Below are 14,365 nucleotides of genomic sequence, written 5' to 3'. Positions count from 1 at the left end.
CTAAAGAATGTAAAGCCAAGCTAGCAATGTGACGATCGAAAAGAGCGTGGTCATCGAGATGACCGCGCCGACGACGCTTTTCTCGACGTCGTATTCCGAGGCAAGCACGTAAGCGCTCTTTGCAGTCGGCACGGCGGCGCACACGACGGCGGCGATGGTCGCGGTGTGGCCGAGTCCGCTCGCGATGCACAGGACGTACACGACGAGCGGCACGATCGCGAGTTTGAGCACGGTCAGAAGCGCATAGAGATTCACGCGCCCGCGCAACTCGTTCAAGCTCAGATCGAGACCGATCGCGAAGAGCGCGCACGGCGTCAGCGCTTCGCCGAGTATCGTGAGAAACGATACGACCGGCGCGGGCAGCGTCAATCCGCCGATCGACCACAGCAGTCCGCAGATCGTCGCGAGAATCACGGGATTGGTCGCGATCTGGCGAACGAGCGCCGTCACGTCGATCTTGCGCGACGCATCGAGACGGCCGATTTCGATCAGCACGACAAGCACGGGAAACATGATCGCGCCGACGAAGACGGTCGCGACCGCCGCCGCGAGCACGCCGGGTTTGCCGTAGAGCGTCTTCAGGATCGGCAACGCGACGAAGCCGGTATTGGTCATCGACACGGCGGCGGCGAGCATCGCGCTCGCGGCAAGGCTCGCACCGCGTGCGATTCGCGCGACGAGCAGCACGGCCGCGAAACAGATCATCGAGCCGCCGCCGAACGCGGCGAGAAAGCGCCACTCGAGCAGCGAGTGCAGCGACTCGTCGGCGATGGTCAGGAAGACCAGCGCGGGCATCGCGACATAGTAGGCGAAGCGCATCAGCGACGGCGCCAGCGCATGCGGCATGTAGCCCGAGACGCGCGCCAGCCATCCTGTCAGGATGATGGCGAAGATCGGAAGAATCATGCCGGCAAGATGCATGGCGGGCTCCGATGTAGGTGAAGCGCCCGAGCACGATGGCCCGTTTCTGAATGCGCACCATTATCGGAGAAAAGCGGCGCGCGACTCGCCATCTTGCGCAGTCGCGCGATGGCGAACTTCAGTGGCCGCTCAAGAGCGTGCGCGCCTCGTCGCTCGAAAGAACGCCCCGTCCCTTGCGATTCGCGGCGCTCGCCGCATACACATCCTTGCGCGCATGCGTGATGCCGAGCGGCGCGAAGCCGTTGGCCGGATTGAACGCGAGCTGGCTGATGCGCGCTTCCTCGTCGATCGACGGCGGCGCATCGATTTCGAGCTCGCCGATCATGACCACGTCCGACTTCCATGCGACGGATGCATCGTTCACCGGCGTCGTTGCTTCGTCGATGAAGAATTGCAGGCCGAGCTGCCACATCACCGGACGTTGCTCCAGGCGATTGAATATGTCGGCGCGCAGATAGTTATCGCCATGACGCTCGGCATTCGTTCCGGCAGGCGTCGACGGGTGCGGGTGAAGCGAGTATTTGATGGCGGCCCGGCCGAGCTGCACGACCGATCCCCAGTAGTGTTCGGTCGCCACGCTGCCGACGTGATGCACCTTGGTTTCCTTGAAGAGGATCGCCAGAATGCGCGCGCCCTCGACGGGCCCGAGCCGCGCCATCATCATCTCGCGCAAGCCCTGCGCGATGCCGCTGACCGTTCCCTCGGCAAGCAACGCGACGATGATATCGGCCACCGCCATGAATTGCGCCGCATCGCGGGCATGCGAGCGCCCGCCTTCGTTCGTCATCAGCAGATCGGTTTCGACGCCCTCCCGCGTGAAAAACTTCAGCGCGATACCGCGAACATCGGATGACGTCTCAGCCTGCGGGCACGGCTGTCCGTTGGAGATGCGGCACGCGACGCGATACGTGGCCGGCCCCGCCGACGCGAACGGTCCGAAGCGCGCGGCCTCGGGAATGTCGTCTGCAATGCGAAGCGTGCCGAACGCACCGAGCAGTTGCTTCTGATGCTGTGCGCGGTCGATCAGCCCGTTCAGGCCCGTGTGGCTGCTGGCGGCGAGCTTCGTCTGCTGCGTGCCGATCGCCGTCACTAGCATGGCGAGCGTGGTCGCATCGTCGAGCTTGTCGGACCAGCCGGTGCCGTCGCTGATTGATTGAGTGAAGCTCATGATTCACCTCCGTTCGCGCTTCGATTGAAAGCGCGCATTTAAAGTCTAGTTGCGTTATCTCACTCGCGACCCGGCATCGCGCCGGCAGCGAGGCTGCCATCAGCGCGTGCGGCGAAGTAGCGGTAGATATCGTCGATATGATTCTCGATCAGCGGATTGCCGCGGTATGCAGGCATGCCCATTTGCGGATTGCCGTCGAGAATCGCGGCGATGAAGCGCTCGCGGCTCTGCGTGCGCGCAAAGCCGACGATCGACGGTGCGGCGAGTCCCTCGTGATCCTTGCCGTGACAACGCGCGCAGTCGGCGACACGCACCGCGCGCCAGCCATCGGCGAGCGCGGCGTCGGGACCTTGCGTCTGCGCATGCGCGGACAGCGACGCGCCGACCATGCACGCGATGAAGCACGAAAGCGAGCGTTGCGTCACGAGGACCGCTCAACGCTTGCGATCGGCCAGCCGGCCGACGTACTTCCAGCCCTGATCGCGCATCCATACGTAGGTGAAACCCGTCGGACCGTCGATGAATACGGTCATCGGACGCTCGCTGGCGGACGCTTCCTTTTGCGGTTCCGCCGACGCGGGCGTAATGCGCGCTTCCGTGGGCTTGAGACGAGCGTCGCGATCATCGAGCCGCCAGCCGTCTTCATCGGCGTAGATCAGGCGCGATGTTCCACCCGACGGCGTCTGAACGGTGAGCGTGAGCGGACCGCCGTCGACGGCGATAAGGCGTGCATCGGCATCGTCCGTGCCGTTCGCGGCGAGGCTCGTTTCGCATGTCGCGCCGAACGCCGCCAGGGTGATCGCGAGGAACATCGCGTACTTCGTCAGATGGGATCTCATTTCGGTACCTCCTTGCTGGCCGCGTCACGGCGGCTGTCCAGATGGGCTCATGCATAGAGAACGAACGTGGCCTCGACGAATGTGAAGCCAGGAAATCCGCGAGCGTCGGCAATATCAGAGCGTCGCGCATGCCGCGCGTTCTCGCCGCTTCGCCGCAGATGGGAGTCTGTCGTGTGGAGAACCCACGCGTGGCCGATGAGTGGCCGTCTTGTGATGGGCTCTACTATCGACCGAACGATCGTCGGGAAAAACCACGCATCGGGAGGGGCTGCACCCCGCCATTGGGGGACTGCGAAATGGAAGAGAACTGACTGGAGGAAGAAATGAGATCGAAGGCGTCCCCGCCGCCTTCGGCACGCCGCTACGGAAACTCTGCCTTATTGACCGCTATAGATATTGCAGCTCAGTCCCGGCGTGCAGAGCTGAGTCGTGCTGCCCGTCCAGGCATCGCGCGACGTGCTGCCCGACTTGCTCGTCGACATCGCTCCGCCGTAGCTCGAATCGCTCGTTGCGGTGCCGCTGTCTTGCGCGCTTTGCTGCGCGGCGCTGCCCTGTGCCGGCGACATCTGCATGTCTTGCGCCTGAGCGACAGTGCTCATCGCGAAGATGCCAGCGGCCGTTGCTGCCAATAAATAATTTGCTCTCATCGCCATCACCTCTCGAATCATTAATCAATTGAGGACTGCAAGCTTGCGACGAGCTTGCGGGCATACATGCACGGACCCGGTCGGGCGCGAGGACGGTGCGCCTTCCAGGCTTCTGATCGAACGTGAGGGTTGGGGCCTGTAGGCTCCGAAGAAGCGCGTGGCTTGCAGCACGCACTCCTTACCCTATACCGTGGATCGGAAAAGTAAATTCCCGATCGAAGGGCTCCTTTGCACTCGCGCGTGACGAGCTCTTTGCGAACGAGCTTGCTTTAAGCGGGTTGCGATATCGCTCGATGTCCGGAACTTTCGGGGAGCATGCATTTCGAAGCGGACTTCCAGTTTTGCTATATTGGTTTTCCCTCTCGTGAGTCTCTGGCAATGCGTGTCGGCCGACCTGTCAAACCGCTTCCCCATCCGAACTGCGATTACTGCGGCGCGCCCGCGACGTTGACGCGCGCGGGCGACGAAGCCTATCCGTATCGCGACGATCACGGCCCGCTTTGGATGTGCGCCGATTGTCAGGCGTGGATCGGCATCTTTCCGCGCAGCACGCGCAATGTCCCGCTTGGCCGTCTCGCCGATGCGCGATTGCGCGATCTGAAAGTGAAACTACATGCGGCGCTCGAACCGCTCGTGCAGGCCAAGGTCCGGCGCGACGGCTGCAATGTTTTCGAGGCGCGGTCCAAGGGAATGAAGTGGCTCGCGCAGACGATCGGCGTCGAGCCCGACAAGTGCAGCATCCACACGCTCGACGCCGATCAGTGCGAGCGCGCGATTGCGGTGGTCGAACATTTCGCACAGGAACGCGGTCAGCACCCTTCAGATTCGGCGATCGATGAACGTTAACCTGAGAAGGTCAACCATCGATGCTCGCATGTCACGCACTCTTCCCTTCCAGCGCTCGCCTCAGGCGACGCGCGCGCGGCTCAGCAAGGCGCAGCTGCTTCCCATTCCGCGCGCGGTGGCAGACGAGCTCGCGCTCGCGGCCCATATGTCGCTGACGGCCTTGCGTTCCGGCTCGCCGGATATCGCGCCCGCGCAGCACATCACCGAGGCGATGTATCTCGCCAAGTTCCTCGCGGAAGCGGGCCACGGCGACTTCTCTCACGACGAACTGCTTCGCGCGGATCAGACGATGGCCGCCGTGTTCGACGCCGGCCGCACGTCCGGTTCCTGGACGCTCGCGGCGGAGAACTTCGAGCGGCTCGCCGCGATCGTGTCGCTTTACGATCATCAGTTGCGGCGTGCGTCGATGGGTGCGCTTTCCGTCGCGAGCGATCGGCTCGAACGCTTCAAGGCGGGCGAACCTTATCAGCCGCTTCCGGCGCGCAAGTCGGCGCCGCTCTGACGCCGCCCGCGCGCCTCGTCGTCAGAAGGCGGTGCGCAAGCCGATCATCACGCTGCGGCCGCCTTCGGGCGCGATGTCGCGCACGACCGAGCTCGCGTAGCGCACTTCCTGATTCGTCAGGTTCTGGCCGCGCACGTACGCGAGCCAGTTCGTCGAGCCGAAGCGGAACTTGTACGTCAGGATGACGCCGATCGTCGTGTAGCTGCCGGTCGGCAGGTCGTTTTCGGGAACGCGATGCTGCGCCCACGCATGAACCAGCTCGGTTCTTGCGCCGTACGGTCCGTAGGCGTAGTCGAGCGCGAGCGTCGCGCGCAGCGGTGAGATGCGCGGCAACGCCTCGCCGGTATCGAGATTGCGCGCGTGCGTGTAGTCCGCGACGAATTCGACGTCGAGACGCTGCGCGCCCTTATCGAAGACGCGCCAGGTTCCGTCCAGCTCCACGCCGTAGAACTCCGCGCGCACGCCGCGGTAGACAGCTTCGTTGAGCGCGTCGTCGGTGCCGGGCGCAACGGGTTCGTCGTCGTCGTTGACGAGGCGGCCTGTATTGAACTCGGTCAGGTAGTTGCGAAAGCGGCTGTAGAAGACGCCCGCGCTCGCCTTGTTCGGGCCGCTCGCGAAACGCAACGACAGATCGGTCGATATCGCTTTTTCCTTCTGCGCGTCGGGGTTGCCGATCAGATATTGGCCTGTCGCATCGTGCGGGCCGTTCGAGTAGAGCTCGTAGTAGGTGGGCGCGCGCTCCGTGTACGCGATATTCCCGGCCACGCTCCAGGCCGCGTTCAGTTTGAACAGCGCGCCGGCGGAGATGCTGCCCGCGTTGAAATCGCGCTTTGGCGAATCGGCGAACTTTTCGTTTCCGCCGGACGTCGGGTCGATGTTCACGTGTTCGTAGCGTGCGCCGATGCTCAGCTTGAGCGCATCGGTGACGGTCCATTCTTCGAGACCAAAAAGCGCCGCATTGGTCGTTTGCGACGTGGGCACGAGCGCTTCGTCGCCGAGCGCCGAGAACGTGTTCTGGCTCAGTTGCACGCCGATCGCGCCGTCGAGCGGGCCAATTTTCTTGTGCCGCGCCTCGATACGCGCTTCGTAGCCGTGATTGCGGAAGGTCGTGCCGGTCTCGCCGTTGTCGATTTCCTTGTGCTCGTAATCGGTGTAGGCGAAGTTGAACTTCAACTGGCTGAACGGGCCCTGCAGATTACGAATCTCGGATGCCGCGGCGATGTGGTCCTGATGCATGCGCAGACGCACATCGTCCTCGGCGACCGAACCGTAGTTCGCGTCGTAACCGTTGTAGCTGATGCCCGCGTAGCCGTCCGCCCACGTGTACGACGAACCGACGGCGCCGCCGTGCCAGCGGCCGTCGCTGTTCGGAATGCTGCCGTAGGGTTGCGGGACATCGGGTCCGTCGATCGCGCGCTGACGGTCGGAATGCGCGAATCCGGGGATGCGTTCATTGCTCGTTTCGCGGTCGAAGGCATCGACGTGGAACGCGAAACGTCCGTTGCCGCCCTCGACTTGCGCCGCTCCGGCGCGGGCATCGTTGGCGCCGCCGTAGCTGGCATCGACCTGGCCCGTTACGCCTTCGATCGATTCCCGCGGAATGCGGTTGTCGATGGTGTTCACTACCCCGCCGATCGCGTTGCCGCCGTAGAGCAAGGCGGCTGGTCCGCGCACGATTTCCACGCGTTCCACGGACAAGGTCTCTTGCGGCACGGCGTGGTCGTATGACAGCGACGATGCGTCGAAAGCCGCGACGCCGTTTTGGAGCAGGCGGATTCGGTCGCCGTCCATGCCGCGGATAATCGGTCGGCCGACCATTGGGCCGTAGGTTGTCGTGGAGACGCCGGGTAGACCGTTGAGCGTTTCGCCCAGGGAATTCGCCTGTCGCAAGGTAAGTGCGTTTCCTTCTAACGAGCTCGTCGGAGATACCACAGTGTTCGAGCCTAGTGGGTTGGCGGTGACGAAGATCGGGGGGATTGGGGTGTCTTCGATCGCGTTCGATTGGGCTCGGGCGGGTGTTGTGAGAAGGAGTGCGGTCAGGACTATGAACTTTGAGCCGGGCGTGGTGGATGGGTTGCGTTTGTTTTCGTTGGTCGTCATGTAATGTTATAACGTTTCTTGTGTAAGTCAGTTAAAGACGCCTGCTTATCGTCTCTGAGGACGCAATGTGATGATATAACGTATCGTTTGGTCTTGGCGACTGAGGCTTGAAGTAGCTAAATTCGACGGTTCATTTGCCTGATCCAAGCAATACGCAATCAGTATCGTTCGTTACAGATGCCCAATTAGATGGCTGTTCAAGCAGCGACTCCTTCGTCTTCGAGCGCAGATGAACACGTCGCACAGCACAAGGAGTGTTACCCGTGAAACAAGTTCCGAAATCTGATATAACTCGTTGATTTTAAGTTGATAAATTCGCGATGAATTTTATTCTGACTGTTTCACGGTACGAGCATGGTCCGCTGGGGCGAAATCGGTCTGTGAGAGGCGACGTCGAGATGCTTTAGTGCGATGGAGCACGTGCTCTCGACCTCTCGTCGCGCTGCGCGACCGCTGCGTATATTCTTGCGCTGCCGAGCGCGGGCGACGGACTCCTTCCGCCGTCGTAGGACCGTTGAAATCCGCAGGGGTCTGCCGTTTGACGACGAGCGTTAGGGCTGTTGCGCGGATGGTAGAGAGTTGCGCCTATAAAGTGCCGGACGATTCCCCAGATTATTGGGCGACACTCCATAAGCAGCGGCAACAGTCCAAGAGTGGTCGAAGAGTTCTCCGACCACGTTTCATCATCGCCTCTGCATTCAAGTCTGCGACTGCAGAAGGTTTCTGCTCGAGCTGTTTTTATTTCCCAAACCGCTGCCTAGTGATCCCACTGTGAGCGCCGTTCTGGGCCGCTCTTAGACAGACTGACCGTCAGCGAACCGTCTGACTGGATGAGAGGTCCCTATCACGCGTTCTCTGCCCAGAATGGCTAGTTCAAGGCTCGCGCTCGGAATTCTCGTTTCGATTCATCAAGCGTGTAAATCTGCACGCGGAGGTGTTGAACGCCGGGGCATGGCGGCTGAGCTTAGGGGATGGTAGAGCGTCGTTTTCGCAGTGCGTGAGGTCCTATGGCCGCAGAAGGTTGCGTACCACTTGCTCTTACCTTAACGGGGCGGATGAAGTTAGCGCTGACCCGGACTGAGAATTGGCGTGTTCGCCCGTGCATTCTGTTGCGCCTCAGGCGTAGGGCTAGACCCCTTCCCACGGAGCGATCAAAGTGTCCGAATTCGGACACTAATGCCCCATCAAAACCAAGGCCTTCCCACTGAGCGCCAAACATCTTGTCCAACCCCGTCTCGAGTGTCCGAATTCGGACACTCGATCTGAGTGCTGCTAAGTCCAGGGTCGAAAAGACCGGTCCAAACCACCACCAACAGAGATAAAAAAACCCGCCGAAGCGGGTCTTGGATCCGATCACTCAGACTGTATGGAGAACATCTTTCCTATGTGTTCCCTCAGCTGATTTTCCTGCTCCTCCGTCATAACACCCGCCTTGAACTTAAAAGTCAGCCCCTTCACATCCTTCGTGATGCTTCCGGCCTGAACTTTTCCCGCGAATATCTTGAGAATGCTTCGGCCGCCTGCATCCGTCGCCGGCTCTCCACGACTCGCCTGGGCGCTAAGACTCGCCGCGACCTTGGTCTGCACCAGATCGCCCGAAAGAACCTGCGGCCACAACTCCCGCAACGCCTTGATACCCTGCTCGCCAGTCTTCTTTAACGCGTTGACGATATCCTGTGCCGACGATGCTCCAAGCACTGACGGATTCAAATCCAGATCTCGCTTCACAAAGTCCGGCAACGAGTCGTACGCAAGAAATCGATAAAGGTCGCTTCGAGTGATGCCCATTGCCTCCGCAAGCCGCGTTCGATTGGGAAACTCTGCTTCAGCCCGGCGAATCGCGATCGCGATTTCGTAATCAGAAAGATCATCGCGCGTGACGTTTTCCATCAGCGCGAGAGCCGCCATATCCTGATCCGTGCAATCGATCACAACCGCACGAACCGTCGTCTTGTTGATCAGCTTGTGCGCGCGCCAACGTCGCTCTCCCGCGACGAGTTGAAACGCCTCTCCGACGCGTCGAACCGTAACCGCCTGCAGCAATCCGACTTCGCCAATCGATCGCGCCAGTTCCGCGAGCTTGGCCTCGCTGAACTGACGACGCGGCTGCCATGGATTCGGCACGATGATGTCGACGGAAATTTCGGTTTCGACACCCCGCGCCTCGAGCTCCTGAATCCGAAGCTGGGCAGCGGCCAAAGCGCTCGTGATGCCCGGCATCGTCTGCGGACCGCGGTTCGTCTTATCTTTTTTGTTCTCGCCTTTGAAATCCGCTGGCTTCGGAAGGTTGGCCGTCTTGGCCATGAGCTGTTCTCGGATGTTATTACTCATGCCGGCTCCTTCCACGATTTGACGAACATATCATCCAGCCATTTGGCATATTGAATCATGGGCTGGCGCACCCGCTGAAGTGACTTCGCCGTGGAGTGCGTACTGACGACGTCAAGTGCGGTCGAGAACGAAAGCGCTCCACCGCTCATCACAGAGCTCGCCGGAATTTCGAACGGATCGAGCCAACGACCGTACGCGCTTTGGGCCCATTGACGCACGACCGGCGCCGACGATGTCTTGCCATAGTCCACCTTTGACAACAGGATGGAAATGAAGTCATAAACTTTGTCTTCTTCATATGGAAGAAAATCTTCCGCGACGTCGGAGAACAATCGCCAGAAAGCGAGCGAACTGATGAAGTCGAGATTCTCGGGAATCATCGGCATGACGAGCGCGTCAGCGGCAAGCAACGCGTTAAGGTTCATATACGACAGCGACGGCGACGTGTCGATCAAGATGTAGTCGTACTGCGAACGCAGCGGTTCCAGGCCCTCGCGCAACACCGCCCAGAATCGATAACCCTGAATCGTTTTTTGGCGAGCGGGCAGAAGGAACTCCGCTCCATATAGGAAGGTATGACCCGGGATGATGTCGAGGCCATCCCAGTACGTCGACTGCACACTTGCCCCGAGACCACCCTCGACGTTTTGATCGTAGATATAGGGCAGCACGGTGTCGTCGCCGGATATTTCCTTCTCGGCGTAGAGACCACACAACTCCGACGCCGAAGCCTGCGGATCGAGGTCAACGAGCAACACCTTGCGGCCGAGAAGGGTCAACGCTTGTGCCAGGCAAACCGTCGTCGTGGTCTTTGCCGAACCGCCCTTCAATTGTGCAGTCGTCAGAACCTTGCCGCGGAAAGCACTATCGCTGTCGCCGAGACGCGTCTGGTAAATGTCGGAAGCCATCTTCACCCACATGCGCACTTCGGGCAGAGTAAACGTTCGGCTCCGGCCGCTTCCGTTGAGTGTTCCCGGTGGCAAACCTCCTTCGCCCTTTGTCACCAGATATTGAATCTGCTGCCGCGTCAGATTGCACATCTCAGCCAGCTCGCTGATCGTGTAGAAAGGCGCGAGCTTGCGCGGCCGTGGAGCGAGAATTTGCTCCCGAAGGTTGTCCGAAAAGGGCTCGAGGTTATCGGCGAACTCCGCAACTTCGCGAAGGGTAACTTTCCGGTCTTCCATAGGTAGGGTGCCTACGTTTGCCATTCTGCGCTTTCTCCAAGTATTGACGCCGAAGCGCAGAATACACGAATACGCGTAAACAAGGTTGTGTTGCGCGGAGAATTGACTATTCGGACAGTACCAAGCCCGCATTCGATTGATTTTTCGGGCTTTTTTATGGTCTGCCGCGTACTCAATCGACCACTTTTACAACCGCACTTTTGCGTCTTGCTTCCGCAGTTTTCTCAACCCCGCATTGCCGCCGCACAAAAACCACCCCGGTGGCGGTTTTTGTGTAAGTCCCGCCCTGAAAAATACCGTCAAATATTCAATGACTTAACGAGTTTGCTGCGTCGTTGCAAGTAAACATCACGGGACCGTCTGTCATGTTTTTTGTAAACCTAGACCCACCCACCAACAAACAGAACCACCCATTTCCCTTAAAAATCAATCGCAAACTCTGCGGATAGGGACGCTTTTTGTGAAGCGTGGGACGGTTTTTGTGACGCACGATCCGCAAATTGGGCAAGTGGGGCCGGTATTTGTGGCGATCGGGGCGGAAATTGTGATCGCTACCGGCAATCGGGACGGTTTTTGTGCGGATAATCCTGAGGATCCCCGGGGTGGTTTTTGTGTTGACACCCCTCGCTCGCCTGATAGAGTGCCGGGGATCGAAGCCGAATCGGAAGCATGGAAAACCAAGACCTCACCGTCACGCCGAAACAACTGGCGCTGGACATTTACGAAGACATGTCCGCGCAAGGTTCGGCGATCTGCGAATCGACAAGGGACATTGGTTTCCTGCGCAACAACATCTTCACCCGGGTCGGCGGCTTGGGCATCGCCGCGCGCCGCGTGCTCGATGCCGCGTACTTCATCGTCGCGACCAAGGCGCCTGAAGAGCTCATCGACGACAAGGTCTATACCTTCACGGCCGACATCAACTACTTCAAGTGGCTGATGCGTTACGACAGCCGAAACCACAGCCACCTCATCGCGCAGATGCGCTCCGCGGCCCGGGCGCGCGTCGAAATCATGACGGCGCCGTCGATCGAGGAATTGACCGAAAAGGACTCGTGGGGAACCATCAGCCTGCTGGGCGATTGCTACATCGAGCGTAACGTCGTTTGCATCCTGCTTGCGGGACGCGTCATCAAGTATCTGATCAGCCCGTACAAGGCGCATTGGCTGAGCCTGCGCGCATCGACGGCTTTCTCGCTTTCGCTCGCCCGCGCGATCTACGACCGCCTCATCCCGTGCGAAGGCCACGGCGTGACGGAGTGGTTCGCGTTCGAAGACGTACTGGAATGGCCGGGCAAGGTCGGCGAGTCGCGCAAGGAAGTGAAGGAATTCAAGAAGCGCTTCCTCGAGCCCGCTATCGACCAGCTCAACGACGTCTCGGATTTCGATGTCAGCTGGGAGCCCAACGCCGAGCGTGTTCCGGCGGAAAAGCTGAAAATCCGTTTCCGCTTCACGAAGAAGCAGGGCGCGGACGCAGCGCGCGCCGGTATTCAGGATTCGATGTATCTCCTGTTGCACAACGAGTTCGCCTTCGATACGCCCGACTTCGAGCGCCTCGCCAAGCGCCGCGACGTCTGGACCGACGAGCGGCTCGAGCAGGCTATCGAATACACGCGGTTCAAGCTCAACGAGGGCAAGGTGACGGTCAGCCCGCGCGGCTATCTCTTCAAGGCGCTGGAGGGGAATTACCGCATCGGCGAAGCGGACCGGAGAATGGCGTCGATGAAGGCGAAGCAACTCGAGGACGACAAAAAGGACCGTCGCTCGCGCGATACGGCGCAGGCGCATCTTCAGGCCAGCATCCAGGTTCAGAACGACACGGCCAAGGCCAAGATGAGCGAAGAGATCCAGGCCGGCCGCGAGTACTTCGAGTCGGTCGATGCTTCCGCGCGCAAGGAGCTTTGCCACTCGTTCGTGAGCCAGTTGATTCCGCAGCGGCTCATCGAAAAGCAGGGCCTTTCACGCGAGAGCGTGAGCGCCGAAAATATTCTCACGGTCAATCGCGTGGTCGCCGACGCGTTCTGTGCCCATGTCTACGCGAAAATGAAAAAAGCGCGCGCGGGCAGCCGGATCTGATTCTCGCGAGCGCCGCGGATTCATCTGGAATCCGAAATATCCTTCAGCCTCATCTGGCAGGCCCATTCAGCGGCTTCTGACACGCCGCGAGCACCGCGCCCGCCACGAGCACGAGCGCGGAATACACGAGGCCGCGAGTGAGCCCCGCGCTATCCGACACCCGCCCGATCACCACCGGCCCGACGATCTGCCCCAACGCGAACACGATCGTGAATGCGTTGATGCCCGTCGGCCATTGATTCGCTGGCAGGTTGTGCCGCACGAACGCCGTCGTCGATGCCACCGCCGACAGAAACGTCGCACCGAACAGCGTGCCCGAAACGAATGCCGCCAGCGGATGCACGAGCATCGCAGGAATGAGCGTTGCCGCGGCGAGCAGGCCGTTCAGGATCGCCAGTGCCTGACCGCCACGCATGCGATCGAGCAGCCCGGACCACATCCGCGCCGATACCACCGTCGCCACACCCAGAAGGACGTAGAAGCCGCTCACCACCTCCGCCTTCATGCCCGCATTGCGAAGCAGGGCGACGATGAACGTCATGTAGCCGATATAGCCGATGCCGAAGCATCCATATCCGGCGAGCGCGAGCGCGAAGCGCCGACGTTGCACCGGCGCGCCGGATATGGACTCCGCACCGTGACGCGCCGATGAAAGCGGGTGTGCTGATTCGATCCGCCGCGCGGCCCAGACCGCAATGCCGGAAAACGCGGCGCAGGCCGCGGCGAGCGCGAACCACGCGAAGCGCCAGCCGTGCGCAACCGGCAAAACCGTGAGCGGAACGACTACCGACGAAATCACGATGCCCCAGCCCGTGCCGCCGTAGTAGAGGCCGATCACGAGTCCCGCGTCGCGCGGCGACATCGATGCAAGCCGTGCAGCGAGCACACCGCCGCTCACGAAGATGAGCGCGCTGCCGATGCCCGTCGCGACGCGCAGCACGAGCAGGGCGTTGGTATCGGTCGTTGCGCCGCTCGCCGCCATCAGCAAGGCCGTGAGCGCGCAACCGGCGATGAAAAGCGTCCGGGAGGCGACCCGCCTCGACAACCGGGAGAACGCGAGCGCGCCGAGCAGATAGCCGAACGCGTTCGCCGTATTCATCGCGCCGGCCTGGGCGAAGTTCCACGCGAGGTCGAGTCGCATCGGCGGAAGAAGAAGCGCGTAGGAAAAACGCGCGAGCCCGAGTGCGATGGCGCTGCCGAGCGACAACGCCACCGCGAGCAAGAGCGCGTGTTTGCGATCGGCTTCGTGGACGATCCCGCTGGGATGGGCTGGCTTGCTCTCGCGAAGGTCTCCGCTCGCATCGTCGTGCTGTATCACGCTCTTGTCGTCCTTTGGATGGCGATTCGTCTTGTCATGTCTATGGTATCGCGGACCGGTCACATTGCTTACACAAGCCGTGGCTAAGCTTCGCAGCGCTGTATCGATATGCGCGACCCCGCCGGAGAATCCCAATGTCGATCGTCCCGAGCCGCCACGCCGTGGTGGCGTGTTTTGCCGTTTGCGTCTGCGCAATCGTTTGCGGATGCGGCAGGCAGGAAACGGCCAGCGAGCCGTCCGCGACACCCGCCATGAGCGCGACGAACGCGACAGAAGCAACGAGCGAGCTTCAGGACTGGGCGAAGCAAGCCACGGCAGGCGCATCCGATCCAGCCGCGCGAGCCGCCGTCGCACGGGTTGCGTCGGAGCCGCTCGCAACACCCGTGATTCACACGGTGGACTGACCTTTCCTATTCACTTCCCCGCGAAACGA

The 14,365-nt window shown here is 60.9% G+C and carries 13 protein-coding genes; 4 read left to right on the top strand and 9 right to left on the bottom strand.

Features of this window, described 5'->3' with window-relative positions; all coding sequences use genetic code 11:
- The 5 genes from ACEN42_RS25470 to ACEN42_RS25450 all read right to left on the bottom strand — a co-directional run bounded on the left by ACEN42_RS25470 (position 1) and on the right by ACEN42_RS25450 (position 3,527).
- Positions 1 to 921: an AEC family transporter gene (locus ACEN42_RS25470; RefSeq protein ID WP_238216943.1), complete on the bottom strand. Its 921-nt coding sequence runs from the start codon at positions 919 to 921 to the stop codon at positions 1 to 3.
- A gap of 118 nt (positions 922 to 1,039) precedes the next feature.
- Positions 1,040 to 2,089, bottom strand: a complete 1,050-nt coding sequence (locus ACEN42_RS25465) for a catalase (RefSeq protein ID WP_371884744.1) — start codon at positions 2,087 to 2,089, stop codon at positions 1,040 to 1,042.
- A 59-nt stretch (positions 2,090 to 2,148) separates the two neighbouring features.
- Positions 2,149 to 2,514, bottom strand: a complete 366-nt coding sequence (locus ACEN42_RS25460) for a cytochrome c (protein WP_371884743.1) — start codon at positions 2,512 to 2,514, stop codon at positions 2,149 to 2,151.
- Positions 2,515 to 2,523: 9 nt separating this feature from the next.
- On the bottom strand, positions 2,524 to 2,928 hold the full coding sequence (locus ACEN42_RS25455) for a hypothetical protein (protein ID WP_371884742.1): 405 nt from the start codon (positions 2,926 to 2,928) through the stop codon (positions 2,524 to 2,526).
- A 377-nt stretch (positions 2,929 to 3,305) separates the two neighbouring features.
- Positions 3,306 to 3,527 (bottom strand): hypothetical protein, encoded by a 222-nt coding sequence (locus ACEN42_RS25450; RefSeq protein ID WP_374191208.1) that lies wholly within the window; start codon positions 3,525 to 3,527, stop codon positions 3,306 to 3,308.
- A 426-nt stretch (positions 3,528 to 3,953) separates the two neighbouring features.
- Here ACEN42_RS25450 and ACEN42_RS25445 point away from each other — a divergent pair, with 426 nt between their 5' ends.
- Positions 3,954 to 4,421: a zinc-finger-containing protein gene (locus ACEN42_RS25445; protein WP_187607133.1), complete on the top strand. Its 468-nt coding sequence runs from the start codon at positions 3,954 to 3,956 to the stop codon at positions 4,419 to 4,421.
- Between the two features lie 28 nt (positions 4,422 to 4,449).
- The gene (locus ACEN42_RS25440; RefSeq protein WP_371884740.1) at positions 4,450 to 4,923 is read left to right on the top strand and encodes a hypothetical protein; all 474 of its coding nucleotides are present in this window, start codon (positions 4,450 to 4,452) and stop codon (positions 4,921 to 4,923) included.
- Positions 4,924 to 4,944: 21 nt separating this feature from the next.
- Here the strand turns inward: ACEN42_RS25440 and ACEN42_RS25435 are convergent, their stop codons facing one another.
- The 3 genes from ACEN42_RS25435 to ACEN42_RS25425 all read right to left on the bottom strand — a co-directional run bounded on the left by ACEN42_RS25435 (position 4,945) and on the right by ACEN42_RS25425 (position 10,562).
- Positions 4,945 to 7,023 carry a TonB-dependent receptor gene (locus tag ACEN42_RS25435; protein ID WP_371884739.1) on the bottom strand — a complete coding sequence of 693 codons (2,079 nt, stop codon included), beginning with the start codon at positions 7,021 to 7,023 and terminating at the stop codon, positions 4,945 to 4,947.
- A 1,353-nt stretch (positions 7,024 to 8,376) separates the two neighbouring features.
- Positions 8,377 to 9,354 carry a ParB/RepB/Spo0J family partition protein gene (locus tag ACEN42_RS25430; protein WP_250486434.1) on the bottom strand — a complete coding sequence of 326 codons (978 nt, stop codon included), beginning with the start codon at positions 9,352 to 9,354 and terminating at the stop codon, positions 8,377 to 8,379.
- Entirely contained in the window at positions 9,351 to 10,562 is a 1,212-nt protein-coding gene (locus ACEN42_RS25425) for an AAA family ATPase (protein WP_371884738.1), read from the bottom strand. The genes ACEN42_RS25430 and ACEN42_RS25425 overlap by 4 nt, the downstream gene beginning before the upstream one ends.
- A gap of 645 nt (positions 10,563 to 11,207) precedes the next feature.
- Here ACEN42_RS25425 and ACEN42_RS25420 point away from each other — a divergent pair.
- On the top strand, positions 11,208 to 12,614 hold the full coding sequence (locus tag ACEN42_RS25420; protein WP_371884737.1) for a replication initiation protein: 1,407 nt from the start codon (positions 11,208 to 11,210) through the stop codon (positions 12,612 to 12,614).
- A gap of 49 nt (positions 12,615 to 12,663) precedes the next feature.
- On the opposite strand, the gene ACEN42_RS25415 is transcribed toward ACEN42_RS25420, so the two are convergent.
- Positions 12,664 to 13,932, bottom strand: coding sequence for a YbfB/YjiJ family MFS transporter (locus tag ACEN42_RS25415; RefSeq protein ID WP_371884736.1), 1,269 nt, complete (start codon positions 13,930 to 13,932; stop codon positions 12,664 to 12,666).
- Between the two features lie 134 nt (positions 13,933 to 14,066).
- Here ACEN42_RS25415 and ACEN42_RS25410 point away from each other — a divergent pair, with 134 nt between their 5' ends.
- Positions 14,067 to 14,336: a hypothetical protein gene (locus ACEN42_RS25410; RefSeq protein WP_371884735.1), complete on the top strand. Its 270-nt coding sequence runs from the start codon at positions 14,067 to 14,069 to the stop codon at positions 14,334 to 14,336.
- The last annotated feature ends 29 nt before the right edge of the window (positions 14,337 to 14,365 follow it).

The sequence above is a fragment of the Caballeronia sp. S22 genome (assembly GCF_964261745.1).
GTDB lineage: Bacteria > Pseudomonadota > Gammaproteobacteria > Burkholderiales > Burkholderiaceae > Caballeronia > Caballeronia jiangsuensis.
Note: the sequence above shows the minus strand (reverse complement) of the source record. Positions and strands in the feature narration are given on the sequence as shown.